Here is a 25,750-nt window from a genome sequence, read left to right on the forward strand (position 1 = left end):
ATGCTGCAAAGATTTATTCTATCGTTGCGCCCATACTTCAGCATTCTTCTCATTCTGTCCATCTTGTCGAGTTGCAAAGTCGGGCAGAACTACCAGCGGCCAATCACGAAGCTACCGGAACAGTTTAGCCCACAAGCTTCAACCGCCGATACGTCCAGTGTGGCAAAAATGCCCTGGCGTCAGTTTTTTCAGGATGCTGAACTGCAAAATCTGATCGGGAGCGCGCTTACCAACAATTTTGACTTACAACTGGCAATTAAACGTATTGAAGAGAATCAGGCTTATGTCCGGCAAACACGTTATGCATTGTTACCATCGGTCAACGCCCAGGTGGCGGCTTCCACGGTTACCCCATCGCGTAATAGTCTGAACGGACTGAGTCTGGAGAATTTTATTGGCACGCGGCATCTGGAAGATTATTCGGCCAATCTCGCTCTATCTTGGGAAGTGGATATATGGGGACGTATTCGTCGGCAAAACGAAGCGACAATAGCTACTTTTTTACAGACGCAGGAAGCCGCTAATGCCGTTCGTACTAATCTGGTCGCGAATGTGGCAACGGGCTATTTTAACATCCTGCTGCTGGATGCACAACTCGATGTTGCCAAACGCAACCTGGCTCTTGGTGATACGATTGTGCAATTGGTACGCTTTCAAAAAAAGTCTGGCGATGTAACGGAACTCGCTGTTCAGCAAGCCGAAGCGCAACGTCAGACTGCCGACCTGTTGCGTGCGCAGTTGGAACAGGGCTTGATTATTGAACAGAATGGACTCCGGCAACTTCTGGGTGACTGGCCGGGAAGTATTGAACGTGGCAATCGACTTACTACCTATCCCGTAGATGATACATTGCTAGCGGGCGTACCGGCTCAGCTGTTGGCCAATCGCCCGGATGTACGCGCTAGCGAATTAGGGTTGGTGGCTGCTAACGCCCGCATTGGCGTTGCGCAGGCCAGCTTGTACCCCGCGCTGACCATTACGGGTTCGGGCGGTTTGAATTCGTTTCAGGCGCAGAACTGGTTTGCTTTCCCCAACTCCTTATTTTACAATCTGGCGGCAGGGTTGACGCAACCCGTTTTTCTGCGACGACAGCTCCGTACGCAACTGGAGGTAACAACGATTCAGCAGGAGGCAGCCCTGATCCAGTTTCGCCAAAGTATAAACAATGCCGTTAAGGAGGTAGCCAATGCGCTGGCACAAAGTGAACGGTTGCAGGAGCAGGAGCGGATCGCTATCGGGCGGGTACAGACATTGCAAGGGGCTGTTAAAAATGCAAAGCTCCTGTTTAAAAGTGGTATGGCTACGTATCTCGAAGTAATCACCGCTCAGAGTAACGCGTTACAAGCTGAACTAGCTTTGGCTGATATTAAACGGCAGCGACTAGGCGCTATGGTCGAAGTCTACCGGTCGTTAGGCGGTGGCTGGCGCTAGATCGGCTTAGCAGATTGAGCAACTACTTATTTGTTTATCATGGTTGCTCGATCTGCTAAGCATGATTATTGCTACGTACGGATATCTCCTACAAATTCTCGATTTAAATAGAATATATAGCTATTCTGCCGAAAGGGTTGATGTTTAGTGAGTAGCAACGTTCTATATGTGTCCGTTTTTGGGTATCCTTTAAATAAGAATACCACCCAGTAAATAAGATAAAGCTAATTTGTGATTAGGTCGCACTTGCTTAACAATTATGCGTAGAATTGTTACCTGTAACTAAAAAGTGTTAACCTAATTAGCAAAATGACTTTGATGTTAAGTGTATTCACGTATGTGGTGACCGTACCTGTACGACTGCTCACCGTCTCTTTATCTTTTCGGCGTTTTACCAGCAAATCGGGCTGCCCTTACTGCGGGAGTGTTTTGGATAGTGAACGTACTACCAGACCCTTGTTAGTAAAAAACTTGCTTTTCTTTTTACCGTTAAAGGCTTATAAGTGCATGAAATGCCGTAAAGAACATGTACGGTTTTAGTTTGTGTATAGATCTTGATGCAGTACATACGTCGCATGTAGTGTCTAACAAACTGGTTTTGGGGAAAACCATGAAGAAGGCTACAAGGCAAGAGGTGTTTTAAGAACTACTGAATAAGTGGATAAAACAGGTAAGCCAGACTTAGTTAAGTCTGGCTTACCTGTTTTATTGACCGATAGATAAAGGAAGTCGAGATAGGAGAGATGCGTAGTTTTGTTTTATGTTGTTAATACCAGCGCTATTGATTTTTGTATAACTTCGGATACAGCGACTGGCGTAAGTATACGCTGAACGTTGTTTACTTGGTAAAAACGAGTATTGCTCATTCCGGCAAGCTTTATCCACAACGATCATGATTGAAAGACTGAGTTTATCAGACGAAATTACGTTCAATCAATTTGGGCAGGGAGTTGTTTCGGAACTTGCTTTACTAGAGCGTTTTAGCCAATTCAATGAAGAACAAAAAAGGATGCGTGTTCTTAGTTTGTTTACGCTGGCCCGGCAGTCAAAACTCAATGAAGAGGATATAAAACAAGTCTTAACGGATGTACCGCCTACCAAACCTGATCAATCACCTTTTTCAATACTGTATACGAGTCGGTTAAACAAAGGGCTACGGATAAATCTGGCTGAAACGGAGCTAGACAATTCGTTTGTGCTTTTGCTACGATTATTCAAAACCGCTTACCAACGCTGCTACGAGCGTGAAAAAGGCAGTATTGCGAACTGGTGGTACTGGGATTTGTCAAAGCCTGAAACGGTACAGCGTATAGTTTCGAGGCATAATGAACTGGTCGAAGAAGTCTACAACGATCCAGGTTTTAAAAGCGAATTTTCATGCATTGCAAAGCTGTGGAATAAGCGGAAGGAAAACCGGGGAATTCCACAGCAGGAGCCAACTCCTGATTCCCCAACGCGCTTCAATTTTCTCTCGTACGATGAGATCGTATACAGTTCAATGATAGCATGTTGGGACAAGACACTTCATTCGATAATGGCGTTGGAAAATGCACTCAAAAACGCACTTTCCAAACGGTACGGTTTACCCGTCGAGCTGATCGAACGAGTAACAGACAACGTAATCGAACGGTACTACCGCGAAATGTATAACTCAGGACTGATTGAGTAGAAATCGTCCTTCCGCTTATACTGAACAATAAAGCCCCACGCTGTATAAGTGGGGCTTTATTGTTCAGTCAGTTTCTAATCCTTTAGGTACACTAATCTGTATTTTGCAGCGCTCAAAATGGTCTTTGGCCCGTTTTACGCTCAAAAACAACTCGCTTTCCAATTTACTCAGCCCGTTGAAGAGCTGATAAACGTGTCTTACTCTTCCCTTCTCTTTGCTACGGACAATTGCTTTAATTTTATCCTTGGCCAACGTCTGCTCGGTTGTGGTGTAATAGACCACATCGCCGACATATAACTCAAACATACTGGGTAGAAAAGCCGAGGAGTTGGTACGACTGGCTTTCAATAAGAAAACAAACCGATACAACCATTAATTCGTTCTAAATCATATTTTAAGCACTTTTTTGCATATTGATTTCTTAGACATGCAAACGAAATTCATTGCATCTGTATATTTTATTTGTATGATAGTGCCACGGTTTCTGCGAGATATTTATAATAGGCATTCTATTAAAAGCTAATCAATTTGTGGTGTCGGTTTTGAGAAACCGACACCACAAATTGATTAGCTTTTAACGAATTTTTGAAACGAGAAGTCAGGATGACGCATCTCTAGTTCGTTCATCGTTGAGTCATGCTGGGCCGCTGTTGCGTAAACCTTCATTTTTTGCTCATAATCGTCAATAGCAGCCTGCACAGTTTGATAGTCTCCGCTAGTCAGGTTATCGGATAAAATCAATGCATCCAGGAGGCCTGTGTTAACGCCCTGACCCGCAAAGGGCGGCATCAAATGAGCGGCATCTCCAATGAGCGTTATGGGTAACGAACGATTCTCTTTCCAGGGTTTATCCAAGGGTAGTTTTCTGGTCGGTAACCCCCAAAAAGTAGAAGTAGCCTGAAATAATTGGTGGTAGCGTTCGTCCCAATCGGCGAATCGTTCGGAGAGAAATGAACGAACGCTATCCTTGTTCTGGAAGTTGACTTTATTGTCATTGGTCCACCCGGCTGGTGTCGCAAAAATGACATTATAGGTCAGGGCCCCGTCGTTGTCGGGATTTGCCACCAACAAATTGCCTTGGTAAGAACTCATCAGGATATTGCCACCGGATAACTGGAAGAAAGGAAGACAGTTGATTTCAGGGTCAAGTACCTCTCCCTGGATAAAATAGGTTCCGGTATCTTCGACTTTACTGTCGGTGACCTTTTCTCGTACGTTAGACATTCCCCCATTCGCCACAATGACAAAATCAGCTGTCGCCTGACTTTCGTTTTCAAATTGCAGGAGCCAGCTTCCGTTGTGCTCGTTGAGTCCTGTCAGTTTACTGTTCCAGACAACGGTGTCACTGGCTAAGCTATCCAGCAGCATTTTCCGTAAATCGTTCCTGTTAATTTCAGGGTTATTATACTGGTTTTCGGGTGTGGGTTTCTTAGAGAACAATAACCGGCCTCGCTCATCGGCTAGGGTTCTGCCCATTGGTCTGGCTAAGGCGAAGTACTGTTCGAGCAACCCTGCTTTTTCCATCGCTCTCTGGCCGGAAGATTTATGCAGGTCAAGCGTACCGCCCCAAACTCGCGCTTGTGCGTCCTTATCTCTTTCGTAAACCGTCACCTTAATACCTTGCTGTTGTAGTAATTTCGCCATTGTCAGACCGACGGGGCCTGCACCGATAATGGCTATCTGTTTATCTTGAAGTACCATACGCTTGTATTGTTTGACGCCGATACAAAATTCCAGTACCTTTTCGGAGTTAAATAACCCTCTTCGCTCAAAAAATAGTCGTAAAGGATTACAATGGTCAGAGACGATTGGCAAACTATTCCACTGGTTTTACAAACGTTTGCTCGTGTAGTAGGGGCAGAAATAAAAAACCGAAGACTGGTTATTCCCGAAAAGTTTGGTAGCGGTTATTGCGCCGGATATGTTTTTAATGCGCATATCCGAATGCTGATCCTGAATTATGAACTCAAGGAAGATCTGCTGCTCCAAAACCCGGAGGTTAACGCAGCTGGGCGCATGATTCTCTTTAAGTTTCAGAACGTAATTCCCAAACCAACTACCGCAACAACGGGTAAGGAAACCCCTTCTGTTTTAATTGCGACCAGTAGTATGAATACTGACGTTGTTATACCGATCCATACCAATACGTCGACGATCAATATAGAAGTAGATACGTATTATTTGAAGGAATTGGTAGATGTGTCAGACGAATCGCCGGTTTTGCAAAGCCTGCTTGCCAACGCACAACCGTTGCTGTTTGAAGAAATGATCTTTCCGTCTTTACAGGGTATCATAGACGAACTGTTGACTGAATCAGTTGACGAAATGTTCCAACTGTTTTTTCTGAAAATAAAGGCGGAGGAGCTGATTTGCCGATTGTTGATGGCGTTGAAAAAGCGCGACGAAAAGCAGCTTTATTCCATAAACGGTTTGGATAGCCAAGCCATTTACCGTGTGAAAGCGCAAATACTGGAACGCCTGGAAACTCCGCCGGTGATTAATGAATTGGCCGTTAGCGCCCGGATGAGTCCATCCAAGTTGAAACGGTTATTCAAGCAAATCTTCGGCAATAGCCTTTTCAGTTATTACCAGGATTTCAGAATGAGAGAAGCGGCTCGCCTATTAAAAGAGGAAAAACTATCCGTTTCGGAGGTAGGTTATCGACTCGGCTTTACCAATCTAAGCCATTTTTCGAGGATCTTCAACGAGCACATTGGAAGAAATCCGAAACAGTATAGCCGCACTAAATAGCAATCGGCTTACCCCTGACATATACCCGTCCGGGGGTAAGCCGATTGCTCACCCCCGGACGGAAAATGGATAGTTTAACTAAATCACCTGACGACACGAATTCCTCGTCAAATCTGCGAGTAGGCAGTGGGTACCAGAAAGGTACGGTTGATATTGGATATAATTTTAGCGTCCGCATACTCCGGCATTGAGCTGATCTTTTTCCACTCTGGGTCGCCACCAAACGTTCGCCAGTTCTGGTCATGCTCCGCCATGTCGTCGAACGTTAGCATGTATGTCAGATTAGGGCGCATTGGGCCAATCAGCGTTTCGCCAAAAAAGACGGGAGTTAACCCAACTCGTTTGAAGATGGCAATCTCCCCACCCTGGTTAAACATCTCGATCTTTTTCTTGCCGGCGGTTTCGTTATGACTTTCGTACCGACGTAATTCAAACAGGCGCTGCTTTTTAGGGGGAACTTCCAGCCGGGGCATATCCGCCAACGCTTTCAGCAGCGAACTTTCGATGCGCTCATACGCTGGTGCCGTTGCTTCCGCATTCAGGTAATCTGCACCGGCTTGCTGGTAGGCGCTATCCTTGGCCAGCTGATCCGATACTTTTAAATAATCGTCCATTGAGTTGAACGGAATAACCACCGCCAGCTTGGTAAACCCCTGCGGAAGATATTCGGTAAATACACCAATGTTTTTACTGCCCAACCGATTGAGCGCTGGAATGGCGGCCTGTTGCCAGTAATTGTTTAGAATAGTCAGTTGTTTCCCATTTTTCAAACTGTAGATCCGAAGCTCGTAAAACTCTGGGCTTTGACTTTGGTGAGCGTCTGAAGGAGCTATTGATTGACTCAGCGGATTAACGAAACTTGATACTGAACCGGTTAAAAGAGAGGCTTTAACGAATGAACGTCTTTTCATAAAATGAGTTGTTGAAAGTACTTTCCTGGGCTGATGGTTAGTTGTCAGGAAAGCATGCAAATGTATTGGTTTTTCTGACCTGGTTTTAGAAAATACTTGATGCGTTTACGCCCATTTTTCTACCAAATACAAGGCGTATTTCTTTCCATGATTTGATCCCGCTTGCAGAAGTAACCTGTTTCGGAATGGTGCTATAGATGCACTCCCTGTATGACTTGCTTTTGGAAACAGAAAGAGCGTTGAGACAGGATAACTGCTAATTTTTACGATGACTATTCTCAAATCCGACGTACTTTTGCAGCACCATGCGTTCCGTATTGACATACATCCTGTTGATAGCTGTGCTCTTGCCTAGCATTAGTCCCTGGGGAACCGTTGCCTATTATCACCTCAACAAAGATTACATTGCCCGTGTCCTCTGCGAGAACCGCAGCAAACCTGAGCTTCACTGTGACGGAAAGTGTTATCTGGCAAAACGCCTGAAAGCCCAGCAGGACAAACAGGATAAAGAAACGACGGAGCGAGTACAGCAAACAGCGCCGATCCAATTATTTTGCGAAACGCATTTTTCATTTGATTTTGCGCGTGAGATTGCGTTTAGCCATCGTCAGGTATTTCATTATCTGATTTCTTCCTACATGTCGCCGGCTAGCGGTCTGCTTCGTCCGCCCTGCGCCTAAACTAACCGATTTTAGTATACCCTCTTTTTTACGACTGGCTCCCATTCGTACACGTAATTTATTGATAGTTAACTTATTGTGTCGGTAGTCGCACGTGGCTGACGCTCAGTCTAATCAGGTAACATTCATAGTTTCTAAATCATCCGTGGCTGTCTACTGGCCACAGAACAACTAGTCGATCCTCAATGAATTTATTTAAAATAGTCGTAGCTATGCTGGCTGCGATAACGCTATTTGCTTGCCAATCGAAACCAACTTCCGATGCGACTGCACACGCATCCCATTCGACGGCGCAAGCCGCTGCGAAACCAAAATCCGTGGCCGATCTTGAGCAGCAAATACTAGCCGTTCACGATAGTGTAATGCCCGCCATGAGTGAACTGATGCGGCTGAATAAAATGATTAGCCAACAACTCGCCGAGCAAAGTAAACAACCTGCCTCAGCCGATGCTCACCAGCGGGGACTCGCGGTAAAGGCTGCGCTGGAACAGGCAGACCAGTCGATGATGAACTGGATGCATCACTACAACGGAGATACACTCGCTACATTGACTGAGCAGCAGGCACTGGCTTATCTACAGGAGGAGCAACAACGCGTCAATGCCATGAGTGAGCTGATGCGAAAAAGTATTACGGACGCACAAGCCTATCTAAAACGATGATGAAACCAATCTTTCTTGCCGCGGGCTTATTCCTTTCTCTGAGTAGTTGCCACCTGACCGACGAAAAACTGCCGTATATGGGGGAGTCCGAAACTGTGACCAAAATCGTCGATGGTAAAAAAGTTACGGAGCGAGAGTACCCCGCCATTCCGGCCTTCTCATTCGTTAACCAGGATGGGAAAGCCATAACCCAGGACGATTTTAAGGACAAAATCTACGTAACCGATTTCTTTTTCGTGACCTGTCCGACCATCTGCCCGATCATGAAAAAAAACATGCTGACTGTTTATGAAGCCTACAAGGATAGTCACGACGTACGCATCTTATCGCACACCATCGATCCCGATCACGATACGCCTACGGCGTTGAAGCAATACGCCAACGACATGGGCGTCGTGGGAAACATGTGGCAGTTTGTGACGGGCGACCGCGAGAAAATTTACGACATTGGCGAGAATCACTATCTGGTGACGGCTACCAAGGATTCTACAGCTCCGGGAGGCTACATACACAGTGGAGCGTTCGTGCTGATCGACAAGGAAAAGCACATCCGGGGTATGTATGATGGCACCACGCTGGAAGGTACTCAGAAGTTGATCCGGGACATTGACGTGCTTCGGCGGGAGTATGAGTAACGAATTTAAAAGTAGAATTGTATGAAGCTAACGCGTCGTTTATTTACTATTCATAGCTGGCTGGGGCTAATCACGGGCATTTTCCTAATTCTATTAGGGCTGAGTGGGTCGGTGCTGGTCTTCCGACACGAACTGGATCGACTAGCCAATCATGATTTGTTGACGGTAAAGCCATCTCGTCCGCTTTATGAACGCTCGTTGACCAGATGCTACCAGACGATTACTGCCCGTTACCCTAATTTGGATGGTATTGCCTGGATGAATCCGAATGCTGGTCCTACGGATGCTTACGATTTCCGGTTATACCTGAATGACGCTCGCCTATTCACGTACGATTTGGGACTTATTTCGTTGAATCCGTACACGAATACTATTCTGCGCGAAGGTAAATCGAGTGATTTCAGCCCTAGCTTCATTGAATGGCTATTGCAGTTTCATTTCAGCTTTCAATTGGGTGTACCCGGTGCGGCTTTGGCGGCTTTGTTTGGATTGACTATGTTAGGCTCACTGTTGACAGGCGTGGTTGTTTACCGAAAGATAATCTGGAAAGTACTGTGTTTTCGGGTGCGGATTAATAGAAAAAACTGGCGTACCCTTAGCTCTGATTTACACCGGGTCGTCGGCGTCTGGTCGCTGCTGCTGAATGCGATTATTTTCTTTACTGGGTTCTGGATGAACCTGTTTGCGTTCGAAGCGAAAACCTGGAAAACCGAGCAAATACCTACGCATCTGAATACAACAATGGTATTATCGGCTGATGCTCTACTTCAAAAGGCCAGGCAATTAATGCCCGATTTAAAGCCCTCGTACGTTTATTTGCCGACTCAGCCCGAGCGAAAATTTCGGGTCAATGGTCCGTTGGAAGGTCAATGGGCTTTGTGGGGAACGGGCAACTTGGTCAGTCTTGATCAGCAAACGGGTAAGCTGATTCAGCTTCGTCGCTTAGCAGCGCTTCCTATTGGTGATCGCCTTGAAGCTACATTTTTTCCTTTGCATGTAGGCAACTATGGTGGCTTACCGGTAAAAGTGCTGTACGCACTTATTGGCTTGACGCCCGGATTACTGGCTATTACCGGCTTTCTGCTTTGGTGGCGTCGTGTCCGAAAAGCTGTTCCGAATGCGTCCCGGAAATATGTTTTGGTTAAATCAACCTAAAGGATAAGCAACTATGAGTGCTTTACCTACTCGTCAGGATTTGCGTCAGCTATTGGCTGATACAGGTGTTACCTTGCCCGAATCGAAGCCTGTCTTAAGGCAGGATGTTGTGCACTGGACGGCACTGGTGCTCATTCATTTTACCGTGCTTTTGGGAATCGGCGATATGCTCTTCCGTCTTTGTTCTAACACGCATTGATCGATCAGGTACTGCAAAATCCGTTTTCAAATTCGCCAGGGTTTCAACTCGGTGAATTTGAAAACGGATTTTTGTTTTTGTTTGGTTGTCAGGGCATTATAGATAGCATAGTCGTGCCTTAGTGACGAAGTCGGGTTAAAAATTAACGTTATATGTGTTCTTATTCTCGCTCATCACAAACGTACTGTGGGTGCTCCCGATACTGGTTACCGAACCCAATTTATTAAAGACAAAGTCCTGGTAGTGTTTCATGTCTTTGGCATACACCTTTAAAAGAAAGTCGAAATCCCCGGAGATATTGTAGCATTCAACTACTTCGTCCAGCCTAAGAATGTCAGTTACAAACTCATGTCCAATGCGTTTATCATGCTGCTTAAGCTTGATATTACAAAAAACGATTAATCCGTAGCCCAGCTTTTCGGCATCAATCAAAGCGATGTATTTCTTGATGTAGCCATTAGACTCCAAACGCTTTACCCGTTCAAAAACCGGCGTATGAGACAGATTTACCCGATCCGCCAATTCTTTTATAGTCTGTTTCGAATTTTCTCCCAGAAGTTTGAGTAACTGCTCGTCTATATCGTCTAGTTTTTCCATAGAAGGATTTTCTGTTGTGGGCAGAAGAATCAATTACAAAGAGAATAAATAACTATTACGATCACGAAAGTAGAATTTTTATCTTAATTAAGTTATATAAAGTAGATGTTAAATCTGACAATATAATTTTGACCCGAATTTTATCCGTCAACAGGGTTCGATTCAACGTTCTTTTCTAAAGTGCCTGAAATAGGTTTTCGACGAGAGTCGGAATCAAAAGGGAATCGGTCAGACTGCTGATGTGGTCTAAAGCCGAACTGTCGCGCAACTGTACGTAACGCACAAACTGTCGTCCCATGCACGTTCACTGACCGTCAAAGGTTGGGAAGGACGGACGACAGGTTACAAGTCAGGATACCTGCCTTTTTTAGGAATAGACAATGTTTTCGCGGAATAAAACACGTAGTCTGACCTTATACCTTTCAGCCGATTGTATGTCGGCTTCTGTGTCGCCGTGCGCTCTGTTCTCGAAGCCTTGTCCCGTTTAGTGAAGCACGTTTCACCTGTTTTCATCAAAACAATCAACAAAAATGCTGACACAAAACCTGGGCTACCCTCGGATTGGTGGACAACGACAACTCAAAAAAGCCAGCGAACAGTATTGGGCAGGCAAGATCGACCTGACGGAATTAAATCGGGTTGCTCAGACGATCAAAGAAGAAAACTGGCAAACGCAGCTGGGTGCTGGTATTGATCTAATTCCGTGTAATGATTTTAGTTTTTACGATCAGACGCTGGATACAAGCCTGCTGCTGGGCGTTATCCCTCCGCGTTACAGACCTGTGCTGTCCGAAGTTGCCCATAACCAGGAAATCGATCTTTATTTCGCGATGGCCCGGGGCTACCAGAAGGATGGTCTGGATATTACGGCGATGGAAATGACCAAATGGCTGGATACAAACTACCATTACATTGTGCCGGAGTTTACCGCCGATCAGGAGTTTCGCATTTTTAACGAACATGTATTCACCGAATACACGAACGCCAGGCAACTGCTCGGTCAAAAGGCCAAGCCGGTATTGGTTGGTCCAGTCAGTTATCTGCTCTTGGGTAAAGAAAAACAAGAAGGCTTCGACCGCGTTGAGTTGATCAACAAACTGGTTCCAATATACGTCGAGATCATCAATCGGCTCGGACAACTAGGTGCCGAATGGATTCAGCTGGATGAGCCCTACTTAGCCCTCGATTTGTCGAAGAAAGAGAAAGAAGCGTTTGAATTTGCCTATCGACAGATTGCTAGTCAGGTAAGTGACGTCAAACTCATGGTCGCTACTTATTTCGACGCTTTGCTGGACAATACCGCATTGGCTGTCAGCTTACCCATCACGGCGTTGCACGTTGATCTGGTTCGCGCTCCCGAGCAGTTGGATGAAGTGCTTACCTTAATTCCCGATCCGCTTATACTCTCTCTGGGTATTGTGGACGGACGAAATGTCTGGAAGAACGATTACGAAAAATCGCTGAAGCTGATCAACAAGGCTGTTGAGAAACTAGGAAAGAACCGCGTGATCATTGCGCCATCCTGCTCGCTGCTACACAGCCCAATCGATCTGGATGGAGAAACCGCGCTTGATCCAGAAATCAAAAACTGGATGGCCTTTGCGAAACAAAAACTAAATGAAGTAAGTGAACTGGGGCAGATCGTTGACGGAAACCAGACGTTGTTGGAGGCCAATAAAAAAGCAATCCAAAGCCGACACGCTTCACATAAAGTACACAAGCAAGCGGTTAAAGATCGGGTGGCAGCCATCACGGATGCCCAACGAACCAGCGCTTTCCCGATTCGTCAGCAGATCCAGCGTGAACGTTTCAACCTACCAGCCTTTCCAACTACAACGATTGGTTCTTTCCCGCAAACGGATGAAATTCGTCAGTTACGGGCTAAACTAAAAAAGGGAGAGTTAACGGTTGAGCAATACGAACAATCGATTGAGCAGGCGACCATCGACGCGATTCGTTGGCAGGAAGCAATCGGTATCGATGTACTGGTCCACGGCGAGTTTGAGCGGAATGATATGGTTGAGTATTTCGGTGAGCAACTCGAAGGGTTCCTCTTTACCAAAAACGGGTGGGTACAAAGCTATGGCAGCCGTTGCGTCAAACCGCCCGTAATTTTCGGAGATGTCAGCCGTCCGAATGACATGACCGTACGTTGGAGCCAATTTGCGGCTGCCCAGACCGACAAACCCATGAAAGGTATGCTGACCGGCCCGGTAACGATCCTGCAATGGTCTTTTGTCCGTGACGATCAGCCCCGCGAGGTAACTACCAACCAGATCGCGCTGGCGATCCATGACGAAGTTCAGGCGCTGGAAGCGGCTGGTATCGGCATCATCCAGATCGATGAAGCCGCGATTCGAGAAGGACTGCCATTGCGCAAAGCCAAGCGCCCGTACTACCTGAATTGGGCCGTGAAAGCCTTTCGGATAACGGCCAATGGCGTTGACGATCAAACGCAGATTCATACTCATATGTGTTACAGCGAGTTTAATGATATTATTGAACATATTGCCGCTATGGATGCAGATGTAATCACGATTGAGACTTCCCGTTCCCAAATGGAATTGCTCCATGCGTTTGCTCATTTTGACTATCCAAACGAAATCGGACCCGGTGTCTACGATATTCACTCGCCACGAGTTCCGAGTACGGACGAAATGACTGCTTTGCTATCCAAGGCCGCAGATCTGTTGCCAGCGCACAACTTGTGGGTGAACCCGGATTGTGGACTAAAGACTCGAAAATGGCCGGAAACCAGGGAGGCTTTAACAAACATGGTAGCAGCCGCCAAGCAGGCACGAGAGCAAATCAATACAGAAATCATACGGTAAAATAGGGAAGGGCGGGCGATTCCGCCCTTCATCATTCCGCTAAAATGACAGTGTCGTGTATCAATCCTGTTGATGCCGCCAAATCGATCAGTAAGGAGGAAGCGTAATAATAAACCGTATTTGGACTATATTTCGCCAACGAAAGGCGCCAATGACTGCTACATCACCTGTCTACTGATACGAAATGACTCGTGCCATATAACTGGTAGCCACTATTTTAGACATTCAAGCATAAAGCTCTAGCTCAAGTACCAACAATGTTTCTCGAAAAGATCAAATCCGGTCAGTCAGGTGTGTTACTGTACGGCATTACGCCCCCCAAAACGAGCACGCTCCCTGAACGCGTCGCTGAGATTGCCCAAAAAACAATTGACCGACTGGCTGTCCTGGACATTGATGGGCTTGTCGTTTATGACGTACAGGATGAGTCGGCTCGCACTACAGAAGAACGGCCCTTTCCTTTTATCAACGCGCTGGACCCGCTTAGCTTTGCTTCTACCTATTTGGGGGAGTTACGGGTTCCAAAAATAATCTACCGTCCAGCCGGTAAGTTCAGCCCCGAGGAGCTATCTAATTGGCTGGAAGACCTTCACCAACAGAAATTCTATCCAGTTTTTGTCGGCGTGCCCGCTCCGGATTTTCCAGTAAAAACCAGTCTGTCGGCAGCATACCAGATATGGAGTAAGCACCAGGAAACCTCCGTCATTGGCGCTGTAACCATTCCCGAACGGCATCAGGTGCTACACGATGAAGATGTCAGAATACTGGATAAAATGAGTTGTGGCGTATCGTACTTCATTTCCCAATGTGTTTTCAATCTTGACTACGCCAAACAGATAATTGACGATCTGGCTCACCGTTGCCGTCAACAGGCTGTCCATCCCCCAACCCTAATTTTCACGCTTACTGCTTGTGGTTCGGCCAAAACGCTACAGTTTATGGAGTGGCTGGGGATTCACGTACCACTCGAATTGCAGGAAGAGTTGAAGAAATCAGATGATATTCTTCAGAAATCGGTAAAGGTGTGTCTTGATATTGCATCAGCGCTGACCGATTACTGCACAGAACATGCCATCCCTTTCGGTTTTAATATCGAAAGTGTTGCTATTCGCAAAGCAGAGATCGAAGCATCGATTTACATGACCAATGAGATCGGTCAACTGCTAAAGGAAAAAGGTATCAGAAAGCCGTTAGCAACTAGCCGTTCGGAAACTGTAGACGATACGCAGGTTTACAGCAAAATCGAGAGTTTATAAAATCGACTACGGCCTCGAAACGTTCAGGTAGCTTTGCGTCCGGGTCTAAACGAACCTTATTCGAGTGACCGAAGATCAAAGCTTGAACCCGGCACTAATCCTAGCGATATGACATCAGATTTCCTTGCCCATTTGCTGGTCGTTGAAGATGAATTGAAAGTAGCAACGTTCATCAAAAAAGGCCTTCAAACCCAGTCCTATTCTGTTGAAGTGGCTGCGACGGGTGAGGAAGCCAAAACCCTGTTGGGCAAATCGCACTTTGATCTGATTATTCTGGACGTTAATCTGCCCGATACGACGGGACTCGAACTGGCCGAATACATCCGTAATAAGCCTAGCCAAGTGCCTATTCTCATGCTGACCGCCCTCGATACCATCGCCGATAAGCTGCTGGGTTTTGAGGCTGGGGCTGACGACTACCTGGCCAAACCATTTGACTTTATGGAATTGCTGGCCCGGATAAAAGTGCTGTTGCGCCGGTCAACAACGGTCCAGGAGCCGGGTCGTATCCTGCGTGTGGCTGATCTGGAGCTTGATCTGCACGAACGAGTAGCGCGACGAAATGGGCAAACCATCGAACTAACCGCCCGAGAATATGCTCTGTTGGAGTATCTGATGCGAAATGCCGGACGAGTCGTTTCCAGGGTCGATATTGCCGAGCAGGTTTGGGATATCGGCTTTGAGACGGGTACAAACGTGATCGATGTGTACGTCAGTTACTTACGCGCTAAAATCGACAAAGATTCACCTTCCAAGCTTATTCATACCTTAATTGGAATGGGCTACGTGTTAAAAGAAAAATGAGCCTGCGCACCCGACTGACCCTGCTATTTACGGCTATTGTTTCTCTTTTGCTGGCCCTGTTCTGCGGATTTCTGTATCAACTGGCGGAAGGCTATCGGGAGCGCCAATTTCAGGAGCGCCTGCGGGCGGAAGCTTCAACCGCAGGTCAGCTGTTACTGAGCCAGGAACGAATAGATCCGGCCCTGTACAAAGTACTGGACAAGAATCACCTGACCGTATTGCCCGAGGAAGAAATCATTATCTATAATTCACGCAATCGGCTGGTGTACGAAAGTGGAACGGATTACCTTACGATTACACCTAATCACCTCCATCAGATCCGGCAGGACCGGCAGGTAGCCTGGCGGGAGTCAAATCGGCAGATTGTGGGTATCTTATTTACCAACCACCAGCTGCCGTTTGTCATTGTTGCCTCCGCAGTCGATAGCTATGGACAGCGCACCGTAGCAAATTTAGGTCAACTGCTTGGACTGGGCTGGTGTGTTATGATCGGCCTAACCGGGTTAGCTGGCTGGTTTTTTGCCGGACGCATGCTTAGGCCCATTAGTCAGATTAATCAGCAAATTGACAACATCACCGTTTCCAATCTTTCACTACGTTTATCGGAAGGGTCTCACCGGGATGAAATAAACCAGTTGGCCCAGCGATTCAACCGAATGCTGAATCGGCTTGAAGAAGCGTTCCGATTACAGCGTTCATTCGTGTCAAGTGCTTCTCACGAGCTACGAACACCCCTGACGGCTATTACGGGACAGGTAGAAGTAGCGTTACTGGCGGACGATGAACCGGAAGAACTACGCGCGACCCTTCGTTCCATTCTGGAGGATGTGCGCGGCTTAAATCGAATGGTGAACGGGTTGCTGTCGCTGGCCAACGCCAGTGTGGATATTTCGACCGTACCGATGGGTTTGGTGCAACTGGATACCTTACTGGATCAGATTCGCCTGGAGTTGAAACGGATTCAACCGGAATACACAATCGATCTACGCATCGACTCTCCGAACATGCCAGTCTCCCCAGCAACGTGGCAACTCAAAGGCAATGAAACCTTGCTGCGAACAGCCATTCTTAATTTGCTGGATAATGGAGGAAAGTTTTCGCCGGATCATACGGTGCAGGTGCAGCTATCCAGGCGGGGATCAACGATTTGCGTGACGGTTCATAATACCGGTCCCGTTATCGACCAGGATCAACAAACCCTCATTTTTAATCCTTTTCAACGGGGACGTAATGCCGGTAGTCAGCCTGGGCATGGCATCGGCCTGGCGCTTACAGAGCGTATTATTCGACTTCATCAGGGCCAGATCCAGGTTGACTCATCGGCCGAAGCAGGCACGACCTTTACGGTTATTTTACCTCACTAACGCATACCCATTTCGTTTGTCTGTTCTCAACAGCGTACCCGCTGATCGGGTCATCGTCGTTCGCCTTAGTCGGTTAATTTACGGGTATGCGGTTGTTTGTCGTGCATATTTTGCATTTCTAATCCCGTTCTAATGCGGCTCTAACAGGAGCCTAACACGGGGGTGCGACCTTTGTCATGTCAATCAGGCAATGATTCAACAATGCATGTTGTAAGCCTGACTGATCAAGCAAAAACGACAAAAGCCATGAAAACATACCTCGTTATTACCGCCTTGAGTATCCTTACCATCCTGAGTGCCTCGGCGCAGGATGACTCCAAGCTGCGCCGTGACGTAACGTACTCAACTCATAATTATAAACATCCGAATAAAGCAGCGACTGCCCGTCAGTGGGCCGCAAAAAAAGGGATTGCCGTGAATGCCCCTACGTTGAGTCAGGGGCCCGCAGTTAGTTACAAACATCAGGCTCCAGGTGCAAAGCCGGTTGGTGGCATGGTTGTACCACACACGCCTGAATCAGACGTAGCTCTTCGAAATTATAAAATTCAGCGGGGTCGCGAGTCACGACCAGCTGCTACGGATTCGGAGGTAACGGCTGGTGTACAACAAAAGCAACCCAGTACCAGTGGAAACTAACACTGTCGGCTAAGCCAGCATTGACCTGACAAAGGCAAGTCGGACGTTGACGGACGAATGGAGCAGTTTGCTAGCCATTCCGTCCGTCAGCGTATATTTTTACTCTTTTCCCTTCTCCCTTATTATGTATTCACCCGATGTAGCACTGGGCTTAGGTAGCCTGGTTTATGCCTTATCTTGTTTAGAGGGACGGCCTCACAAAGAAGAAATTATAGTAGCCAAAGCCTTGTTGGTCAGAGAACCTCACGGTTCACTGGCGCTCAATGGTTATTTCCTGCGCGAGAATGCAGGGGAATCCGCTGAAGAAGCCTATGCCTTCGGCATGCGTCGGCTGGTGAGCCGCCAAACCGAATTGACGGATAAGCTAAAAAAACGGTTTGTCACGCTACTGCTCCGCGTGGCTCGGGCGCACAAAGGTATTTCGGCGAACGAGTGGCTGTTTATTCGACGGTTTAGACGTGATTTACAACAACTTCAGACTGGTTAAAGCGTAGACGTCATCCACGTTTATTAGCAGCCGTCAACATCAGCGAACCAAATCTTGGTACGGTATACTGACGTAGGTAATCATTGTGTAATCATCTTTCTCGTACAAAATGCCAACCTTACCGTCCTGCTGTACAACCAGGTCTGAGTATGCAGCCGAGCCATTATAAATTTCTTTTCCTGCCGACCAGCTTCTTCCATCGTCTTGACTAGCGCGGATGGTTAATTTCTCGCGTTTCGTCTGGCTGTTCAGATTGCTGAAAAGCAACACGGTCTGTTTATTGACGGTGTAGTAATTGATCTTACTACCCTGACAAATTGGGTCTGGTAAATCACTGGCGATTGTCACCCGGTCCCAGGTTTCGCCCGCGTTGGTTGAGAAGGACAACAATCGATTTTTAACGTCACCAGACTGAATGCGGCTGTTCATCAGTAAGCTACCCGTTGAGATTTCGGCGGCAGTACTTTCGTTACCACCGGGGTAGCTTATGGTTGCTGACAGCTTCCAGGTTTTGCCGTGGTCATCGGAGTAAAATCCATGCGCCCGGTAATCGCGGAACTGAGGTTGTTCCCTCCCCTCCGAATGATTCGCGGCAACAAACAGCCGACCTTTATAACGCCCATTCTGCATTTGAAGCGCGTGGCCTGGCGTATTGGCATATGATCGCCAATCGTCTTGAAACGCATAACTCGCGTTGACTTCCGGCTTATTTGGACGGTTAACGGAGATTGTGATGTTTACAGGTTCTGACCAGGTCTGACCGCTGTTGGTGCTGGTTTTGTACCATACTTCCCGAATGGCTTTTCCATCTCGTACATCTTTCTCCGAAGCTATGCCGGTATTATAAATCATAAATAGCCGTCCGTTAGGAAAACGGCTGTCTGTTAGGTCGAAAACGGGGGCAGGATTTCCGGCCTGCGCAAGTCCATAATCAGCGACAATGCGCACTGGGCTCCAGCTTTGACCATTATCACGGCTGGTTTTGAGCACAATGTCTACATCACCAAAATCTCCGCAGTCCGATTTGCGGCCTTCCGCGAAGGCCAGCAATTCGCCTGAGGGGGCTTTCACAATTGCCGGAATCCGGTAGCACGTATAGCCATCTTCTCCATTCTTAAACACGACAGTTTCAGCTGCATGAGCACCCGTTGATTGGGATCTTGTTGCCACCGACTGAGTACTGGTAGGAATGGGCTTGATTAACCCACAGACTGCCAGACCCAGACAAGTAAAGAGGGAATAAAACATAAAGGGTTAGCTTAGAACAGGCGCTGGAAATGATTCTCCAACTGGTTACGTTTGGCGTTATAAGATCTAAGTTATAGCAATACACTTCTCTTCTTAATAGTCATCTTTCTTCGCAACCAGGCTCTCACTGGTTCGTCATACCACGTTAAACTCACATAAGCTAACCCGATAGCGCCTGAAAACGTGAGGAGGGCATATGGCCAGGCTTGCTCTAAGGTGATGCCTTTATGATTGCTTACCCAGGCCACATAAAAATAAACCAATACATAATGCGTCATGTACAAAGGATAAGAGAGCTTACCCAGAAACTGACAAAGTTTAACTTCTTTTTGCGTATGCACCACACCACTAGCCCCGATATAAACTATGAGTGGAAAGACAAAGATGATGCAAAAGGCTTCGTACAAACCATTCATCCACAGATGGTCTGTACCGCCAATTCGTGGCATCAGCAAAACAATTGCAACCAGCAGGGCACTCCACAAAAAAGCATTTTTAATATAGGTAGGCCGCCAGACCCGCGATAGCAGCAGACCCGCAAAAAATGGAAACAGCGTGCGTGTTATTCCGATGCGCATGTGTTCAGCGTTGAGTGTCCAGCCACCCGTAACGTCGCCGTTGGGATTCGTAACCGCAAAATGCAAAAGCAAAGCACCTGACAGTACGACAAAATAAGCCAGTACTTTATTCGATAGCTTGCGTAAACCTAAGGCATACAAAATATTAGCGATGTACTCGAAAAATAACGACCAGCCTACGCTGTTAAGCGGATGCATCTCTTGCCAGCCGCGTATATCCATCGAAAGAGGTACGGGTATGAGCGTATAGCCGATTAGCATAACGACGATCAGTTTCCAGACAGGAACGGTATGGATAAGCGGCCATATCGTTGAGTCAGTAAAGTAGAAGCCTATAGCACCTAGCGTCATGCCCAGTACTACGAGTGGCTGCAACCGCTCGATCCGGCGAAGTAGAAAGCCGCCAACCGTTACTTTGTCCCATCGGTCGTCGTAGGCATACCCAATCACAAAACCGGAAAGAAGGAAAAAAAAGTCAACGGCCAGATAACCGTGATTCACTACATTGTCAAGGCGGCTGCTGGCTAGCGGTTCGGCCAGGTGGAAGAATACGACGATGATAGCAGCTACCCCCCGCAGTCCATCTAAGAGTTGATAATGCGGCTTTGTACCCAGTTTGTCCTGGCTCATAAATGGCAGAAAAATGGGTCAATATACGTTGGCATGGCCTGAATACACATGGTCTTGAACTTTTATTCCCCTAAGTCATCACCGCTTCTGGAAGTACGGTGTCTGTTCTGAAAGCAACAACCTGCTCATAAGCCATCTATATCAAGTTCTAACCGGCTGAATGCATCTTAGAAAATCTATAGATAGATTGCTGGTCTACAATCAACGGATGATATTGTAGCACAAGAGAAGCAGACAAGTTTAGCTTGTCTAAGAGAATTATAAGGTGAGTTCTGTAGTACAAAAAAAGCCCCACTGGTAGATCAATGGGGCTGTGAGAAGCATAACTCTTTACTAACGGATGCGCAGACCTTTTATTGTGCACTATGAAACACAACGCTGTTTATTTTTCTCTTTTTTTTGACGTATATGGGTTACGCTGGGAACATACCGATCTTTTAGTTAACAGCGATCCATCGATGGGCTGATTCTTTCTTCTCTTTACGAACCGTCGTCCAGGCAACTTTTCGTAACTGCTTGGCAAAGTTAGCATCCACTCCTGGGGGCGTGTAGCGCAAAGCAGCGGGAGATTCGTTATACAGAAAGCTGTACCAGACCAGCGATCCTAGATAACAACCGGCATCATTAGCGTGATGCGAATCGAACCCTAGTTTATCGTTGTTCCAGTAATAGCCAACATGCAACGAGTGCGTTTGATTGGGTAGGACCGGCGGTTGTAAATGCTGGGCTTCAACGTTTCCTGCGCCCTGAAAACCCCATTTTCTGCTAGAAGCAATTCGCCAAAATGCGTCACCGTTAGGAATGACCGGCGTACTTAACTCATCGGCAACCGTATGGTAAGCGGCCCTGGATTTTTGCCACATTTGCTCTGCGTTTTTAGCTGAATCTCCCTTCGCAATTCGACTGAAATCTTTTGAATCAACGCGGTATGCCCATGTTTGGTGAAACACTACAGTAGCCTTTGGCTGAAGATTTTTTACGTAATCATACAGTTTACGGGCATAGGGCTGATACGTTTCTAGGTCACCGGATAGAATTGATGCCTGCTGGATGGTGATAACATCCCACGTCCCTTCCGATAAAAGCATCTTAAGCGACTTTCCTCCGTAGGGTTTTCCTTTGGGATCATTGGAATCTTTTTCCGCAGCTTCAGCGTGGTCCCAATGCCGTTGTAACGAACTACCGCCAATCTCGGCGCGTCCAATTATCAATTGGTGTCCACCTTCCTGACTTAATTGAGGCAAGTATTTTGACGCATTCTGTGAGAAGCTATTGCCAATCATAAAGAGGTGAAGAGGCTTCTGACGGCTTTGAATAGGGGAGTGGGCAAAAGCCGTGTGAACGAGTAAAAAATAGACAAACAACAATGTTGTCCTTCGGCTTACAGATCGAAAATTATGCATGCTACTAGTCAGTGTAATAAAACAGTACTAATCATATAGAGAGGCAACAGCAATGTATTTACTGTGCCAATATACTTTTTAAATTCTCTCCCAAACTTGGAGAGAATTAGAGATTATAAAATAGTCTGCGGATTCGATGGGATATACGATGATCTGGGAATTTGTATAGCTATCTGGCATTCGACAAAACATTTTATGCCACGCCCGGTTCGGCCTGTACTATTGTGCATTTTGTGAACGCATACTGGTGTCCTATCTATCTATCAAACTGTCTGGTTATACCAGAAACGAAAAGGAAAAAGTCTTAATAAGCTACCCCGTTAGCACGGGAATACTATAATCTATCAGATAAATCAGATCGACTAACTTTTCACTTATACCCCAAATCCAGACAAGTCATTTCGCACTTAAAATACTAACAGTAAGATTCTTACAAGTCAAGAGATTTGCATTCTGCGGTCGTAGAAGCAACGGTTCGTTTACATACAGTTTTTATTTTTTCCTTCAACTATTATGAGAAAAGTTCTAATCGTCAATTGGTTAGTGTTACAATTCATGTGTCTGCGCCTTTTTGCGCAGGAAGCGGCTGTTAACGGTCGCGTAACGTCCTCCGATGATGGTTCGGCCTTACCAGGTGTGAGTGTGGTGGTCAAAGGAACAAGTCGCGGAACAACGACCGACGTCGATGGAAATTATCGCATCAGTGTAGAGCCCAACACAACCTTGACGTTTTCGTTTGTTGGTTTCAAGACACAGGATGTGGCTATTGGCAATCGCAGAACGATTAATGTGGTGCTGGCTGCGGATGCCTCGACACTAAACGAAGTCGTGGTAACTGGTTTCGGTATCCAGCGGACTGAACGTGAAATTGGTACCTCGGTGGCTCGTATCAACAGCGCTCAAATTAACCAGGCAGCCCCCGTCAACGTGGCCAATGGCCTAACGGCTAAAGTGTCCGGTCTTCAGATCAACACGACCAATAACGCGGTGGGAGCCGGTGTCCGCCTGACATTGCGTGGCAATCGCTCATTTTTAGGCAACAACCAGGCCCTGTTGATCGTCGATGGGGTCATTTCCGACATTAATTTTCTAACAGCCATCAACCCCAATGACATTGAAAGCACTACCGTTCTGAAAGGTCCCAGCGCGGCAGCCTTGTACGGGTCGGATGCGTCGAACGGTGCGCTTATCATCACAACAAAACGCGGCACTCAGAATAACAAGCCTCAGATCACGTACACGAACAATACGCAGTTTGAGAGTATCTCTTACATGCCTGGATTACAGACCCAGTTCGGGGCCAACGGTGGCGAAGGCGCTCCTTATTATGATCGAAACTACCGCCGGCTGTACGTTCCCTACGAAAACCAGCAGTTTGGCCCCGCTTTCGACGGCTCAATGCAACCACTCGGCTACGGAGTTCAGGTGCGGGATGCAAACGGTAACGTACGGCTTGATACACTGATGGTTCCCTTTTCAGCACCCGGTAAAGACCCTCGCCGGGCCTTTTTCAACACGGGTGTCACCGAGCAGAATGACATTTCGTACCGAATCGGTGATGCACAAAACTACTTCGGTCTAAGCTTGCAACGTGTTAATCAGAAAGGGGTAGTGCCAAACGACAAATACCAGCGAACCACTATCGGGATTCGGGGAGGCCGCTCCGTAAACAAGATCACGACAAATGCGAGCGCTCAATTTGCCTATCAAACCATTAACACGGAAAACGGAGATTTTAATCAAAACCGGCCCGTGTACTGGAATGTGCTGAACCAGCAACCGCAGGCTCCGCTCAACAGTTATCCGCTCAACGATATAACGTCTCCGTTCGGCGATGTCAACGGTTTTTACAATGCTTACTACCCCAACCCTTATTGGCAAATTACGGGTAATAACTCACGCCGAATAACCAATCTGTATACTCTTCAGGGCTCTGCCGATGCTGCTTATCAGGCTACCAGTTGGCTAAATGTGCTTTACCGAATTGGCGGACAGATCTATAACTCGCAGTTAAAAGCGTACATCGCTGATGTAACGTTTTCGGAATACGCTACCGGTGACCCCTGGGAAGCGGGTAACATTGCTTCGTCGGCGGGTGGGCACACAAACGCGACGGTTCAGGATGCGACGCAGCTCAGAACTCGCTTTACGGGCGATCTGCTCGTCACGCTGAATCCCAAATTTGGTGATTTTACAACAAGACTGATTCTGGGTCAGCAGACCCGTCAGGAATACAGTCGATCAACGTATGATTATGCCGGAGCGTTGGTTGTGCCGGGTACTTACAACATTGCTAACCGGTTAGGCAACCCAACGGTATCGGAATATAGCAGTCAGAATCGTCTCCTCGGTGTATTTGGCGACCTGACGATTGGCTACAAGGACTTTGCGTTTATTCACGCTACGGGTCGCAACGACTGGACTTCCTTACTGGCTCCCAGCAATCGCTCTTTCTTCTACCCGAGTGTCGACGCTTCGGTTGTGCTGACGGAGGCTATACCCTCGTTGAAAAACAGTTCTGTACTCAGTTACGCTAAAGTTCGGGGGGGCGTAGCCCGAGTCGGGCAGGTAAACGTAGTACCCTACCAGTTGCAGAATGTGTTTAATCCCGGTACTGGATTTCCCTTTGGGGGACAAGCAGGCTTTGGCCAAAGTACGCAGCAGAATGATCCGAACCTGAAACCGGAATTTACCACGAGCGCCGAAGTTGGACTGGAAGTCGGTTTGTTTGATCGCTTTAACGTCGAAGCCGTCTATTATAACACGACAACGACGAACCAGACGGTACCCATCGACGTATCGCGGGCAACGGGTTATGCATCGGCTTTGGTGAACACGGGTACGATGAAAAACCACGGTATCGAATTGGATTTACGGACGATTCGACCGCTGGTTAACGCCGGAAACTTTACTTGGGATCTCAACACGAACTTTACCTACCTGGAAAGTCTGGTAACGGACGTGTATCAGAATTTGCCCCGAATCAATATTCCGTACGGCACTGATCCTTATCGGCCAAACCTGACGCCTACCGCATCGAATGTGTTCGCAGCAAAAGGATTTGCTTATCCAGCCCTGTATGTCAGCGATGTTCAACGCGTTCAGACAACGGACCCAACCGCAGCCAACTATGACCCGACAGGGCAGTTTGCCGGTCGGCCCGTGGTCGATGCAACTGGCTATCCAATCCTTGATCCTAATCTCCGGTATGCCGGAACAACGCAGCCTAAATACCGATTTGGCTTAACGAACACGTTCAAATACAAAGGCTTGACCCTATCTGCGGTCGTCGAATATCGGGGGGGAGCCGTCATTTACAATGCAATCGGTAACGCACTGGAATTTACGGGAGCAGGCATCCGGTCTGTTTATGCAGGACGACAAAATTTTGTATTCCCCAACTCCGTTGTTGTTGCCGGTCAGAATTCAGACGGAACGACTCAATATGCGAACAACACCAACGTAACCACGCGGGACGGCAACTTGGTTTTCTGGACAAACTCGGGTTATCACAACGCAGGGTACAGCTACGTGACAAGCGCCGACTTCTGGAAACTGCGCGAGGTAGTACTGAGCTACAACATTCCCACGGTGATCCTGGGCTATACCAAATTCATTAAATCGTTGAACGTCGCGCTGACGGGTCGGAATCTAATCATGCTTCGCCCAAAAACAAACGTGTTCACCGACCCCGAATTTTCGGGTGGATCGAACGCCAACGACAACAGCAACGCGGTCGGAACGACGACCGAGTACCAGACACCACCAACGCGGTTTTACGGGTTCCGGCTCAGCTTTGGCTTTTAATCATCTCCTTTTCGTC

22 protein-coding genes and 1 riboswitch are annotated in these 25,750 nt (G+C 47.2%); of the genes, 15 read left to right on the plus strand and 7 right to left on the minus strand.

The genetic code is table 11. The features are described 5' to 3' along the window. Entirely contained in the window at positions 1-1,431 is a 1,431-nt protein-coding gene (locus tag LQ777_RS26595; protein WP_232563476.1) for an efflux transporter outer membrane subunit, read from the plus strand. Between the two features lie 892 nt (positions 1,432-2,323). Next, positions 2,324-3,100 (plus strand): DUF5958 family protein, encoded by a 777-nt coding sequence (locus LQ777_RS26600; RefSeq protein WP_232563477.1) that lies wholly within the window; start codon positions 2,324-2,326, stop codon positions 3,098-3,100. A 63-nt stretch (positions 3,101-3,163) separates the two neighbouring features. Here the strand turns inward: LQ777_RS26600 and LQ777_RS26605 are convergent, their stop codons facing one another. After that, complete coding sequence (locus LQ777_RS26605; protein ID WP_232563478.1) at positions 3,164-3,406, minus strand: hypothetical protein; 243 nt, start codon at positions 3,404-3,406, stop codon at positions 3,164-3,166. Positions 3,407-3,667: 261 nt separating this feature from the next. Beyond that, complete coding sequence (locus LQ777_RS26610) at positions 3,668-4,801, minus strand: FAD-dependent oxidoreductase (RefSeq protein WP_232563479.1); 1,134 nt, start codon at positions 4,799-4,801, stop codon at positions 3,668-3,670. 93 nt (positions 4,802-4,894) lie between these two features. Between LQ777_RS26610 and LQ777_RS26615 the strand changes: the two genes are divergently transcribed. Further along, positions 4,895-5,851 (plus strand): helix-turn-helix transcriptional regulator, encoded by a 957-nt coding sequence (locus tag LQ777_RS26615; protein ID WP_232563480.1) that lies wholly within the window; start codon positions 4,895-4,897, stop codon positions 5,849-5,851. Positions 5,852-5,958: 107 nt separating this feature from the next. Here the strand turns inward: LQ777_RS26615 and LQ777_RS26620 are convergent, their stop codons facing one another. Then, positions 5,959-6,762 carry an NIPSNAP family protein gene (locus LQ777_RS26620; RefSeq protein WP_232563481.1) on the minus strand — a complete coding sequence of 268 codons (804 nt, stop codon included), beginning with the start codon at positions 6,760-6,762 and terminating at the stop codon, positions 5,959-5,961. Between the two features lie 305 nt (positions 6,763-7,067). Between LQ777_RS26620 and LQ777_RS26625 the strand changes: the two genes are divergently transcribed. The 5 genes from LQ777_RS26625 (at position 7,068) to LQ777_RS26645 (ending at position 10,093) form a co-directional block, all read left to right on the plus strand. Further along, complete coding sequence (locus tag LQ777_RS26625) at positions 7,068-7,442, plus strand: hypothetical protein (protein WP_232563482.1); 375 nt, start codon at positions 7,068-7,070, stop codon at positions 7,440-7,442. 185 nt (positions 7,443-7,627) lie between these two features. Next, positions 7,628-8,104: a hypothetical protein gene (locus LQ777_RS26630; protein ID WP_232563483.1), complete on the plus strand. Its 477-nt coding sequence runs from the start codon at positions 7,628-7,630 to the stop codon at positions 8,102-8,104. Further along, complete coding sequence (locus LQ777_RS26635) at positions 8,104-8,739, plus strand: SCO family protein (RefSeq protein ID WP_232563498.1); 636 nt, start codon at positions 8,104-8,106, stop codon at positions 8,737-8,739. Before LQ777_RS26630 ends, LQ777_RS26635 begins: the two co-directional genes overlap by 1 nt. A 21-nt stretch (positions 8,740-8,760) precedes the next feature. Then, positions 8,761-9,894 carry a PepSY-associated TM helix domain-containing protein gene (locus tag LQ777_RS26640; protein ID WP_232563484.1) on the plus strand — a complete coding sequence of 378 codons (1,134 nt, stop codon included), beginning with the start codon at positions 8,761-8,763 and terminating at the stop codon, positions 9,892-9,894. A 13-nt stretch (positions 9,895-9,907) separates the two neighbouring features. Next, entirely contained in the window at positions 9,908-10,093 is a 186-nt protein-coding gene (locus LQ777_RS26645; protein WP_232563485.1) for a hypothetical protein, read from the plus strand. A 135-nt stretch (positions 10,094-10,228) separates the two neighbouring features. Here LQ777_RS26645 and LQ777_RS26650 read toward each other — a convergent pair whose 3' ends face one another. Then, complete coding sequence (locus tag LQ777_RS26650; RefSeq protein WP_232563486.1) at positions 10,229-10,690, minus strand: Lrp/AsnC family transcriptional regulator; 462 nt, start codon at positions 10,688-10,690, stop codon at positions 10,229-10,231. A gap of 174 nt (positions 10,691-10,864) precedes the next feature. Then, positions 10,865-11,070, plus strand: a riboswitch (cobalamin riboswitch). Between the two features lie 150 nt (positions 11,071-11,220). On the opposite strand from LQ777_RS26650, the gene metE reads away from it, so the two are divergent. The 6 genes from metE to LQ777_RS26680 all read left to right on the plus strand — a co-directional run bounded on the left by metE (position 11,221) and on the right by LQ777_RS26680 (position 18,068). Then, positions 11,221-13,521 carry a 5-methyltetrahydropteroyltriglutamate--homocysteine S-methyltransferase gene (metE, locus tag LQ777_RS26655; protein ID WP_232563487.1) on the plus strand — a complete coding sequence of 767 codons (2,301 nt, stop codon included), beginning with the start codon at positions 11,221-11,223 and terminating at the stop codon, positions 13,519-13,521. A gap of 257 nt (positions 13,522-13,778) precedes the next feature. After that, positions 13,779-14,777 carry a methylenetetrahydrofolate reductase gene (locus LQ777_RS26660; RefSeq protein WP_232563488.1) on the plus strand — a complete coding sequence of 333 codons (999 nt, stop codon included), beginning with the start codon at positions 13,779-13,781 and terminating at the stop codon, positions 14,775-14,777. A 108-nt stretch (positions 14,778-14,885) separates the two neighbouring features. Continuing rightward, a complete protein-coding gene (locus LQ777_RS26665; RefSeq protein WP_232563489.1) occupies positions 14,886-15,581 on the plus strand; it encodes a response regulator transcription factor in 696 nt (231 codons plus the stop codon). After that, complete coding sequence (locus tag LQ777_RS26670; RefSeq protein ID WP_232563490.1) at positions 15,578-16,945, plus strand: HAMP domain-containing sensor histidine kinase; 1,368 nt, start codon at positions 15,578-15,580, stop codon at positions 16,943-16,945. Before LQ777_RS26665 ends, LQ777_RS26670 begins: the two co-directional genes overlap by 4 nt. 246 nt (positions 16,946-17,191) lie before the next feature. After that, a complete protein-coding gene (locus LQ777_RS26675) occupies positions 17,192-17,581 on the plus strand; it encodes a hypothetical protein (RefSeq protein ID WP_232563491.1) in 390 nt (129 codons plus the stop codon). A 124-nt stretch (positions 17,582-17,705) separates the two neighbouring features. Further along, entirely contained in the window at positions 17,706-18,068 is a 363-nt protein-coding gene (locus tag LQ777_RS26680) for a TerB family tellurite resistance protein (RefSeq protein WP_232563492.1), read from the plus strand. Between the two features lie 39 nt (positions 18,069-18,107). Here the strand turns inward: LQ777_RS26680 and LQ777_RS26685 are convergent, their stop codons facing one another. From LQ777_RS26685 to LQ777_RS26695, 3 genes are all read right to left on the minus strand, one after another. Continuing rightward, a complete protein-coding gene (locus LQ777_RS26685; RefSeq protein ID WP_232563493.1) occupies positions 18,108-19,316 on the minus strand; it encodes a sialidase family protein in 1,209 nt (402 codons plus the stop codon). A 71-nt stretch (positions 19,317-19,387) separates the two neighbouring features. Then, the gene (locus tag LQ777_RS26690; RefSeq protein ID WP_232563494.1) at positions 19,388-20,524 is read right to left on the minus strand and encodes an acyltransferase family protein; all 1,137 of its coding nucleotides are present in this window, start codon (positions 20,522-20,524) and stop codon (positions 19,388-19,390) included. 437 nt (positions 20,525-20,961) lie between these two features. Next, entirely contained in the window at positions 20,962-21,927 is a 966-nt protein-coding gene (locus tag LQ777_RS26695) for a DUF4886 domain-containing protein (RefSeq protein ID WP_232563495.1), read from the minus strand. Positions 21,928-22,440: 513 nt separating this feature from the next. On the opposite strand from LQ777_RS26695, the gene LQ777_RS26700 reads away from it, so the two are divergent. Then, positions 22,441-25,734 (plus strand): SusC/RagA family TonB-linked outer membrane protein, encoded by a 3,294-nt coding sequence (locus tag LQ777_RS26700; protein ID WP_232563496.1) that lies wholly within the window; start codon positions 22,441-22,443, stop codon positions 25,732-25,734. Positions 25,735-25,750: the final 16 nt, after the last annotated feature.

Origin of the sequence: Spirosoma oryzicola, from assembly GCF_021233055.1 — a bacterium.
In the GTDB taxonomy this organism is placed as follows: domain Bacteria; phylum Bacteroidota; class Bacteroidia; order Cytophagales; family Spirosomataceae; genus Spirosoma; species Spirosoma oryzicola.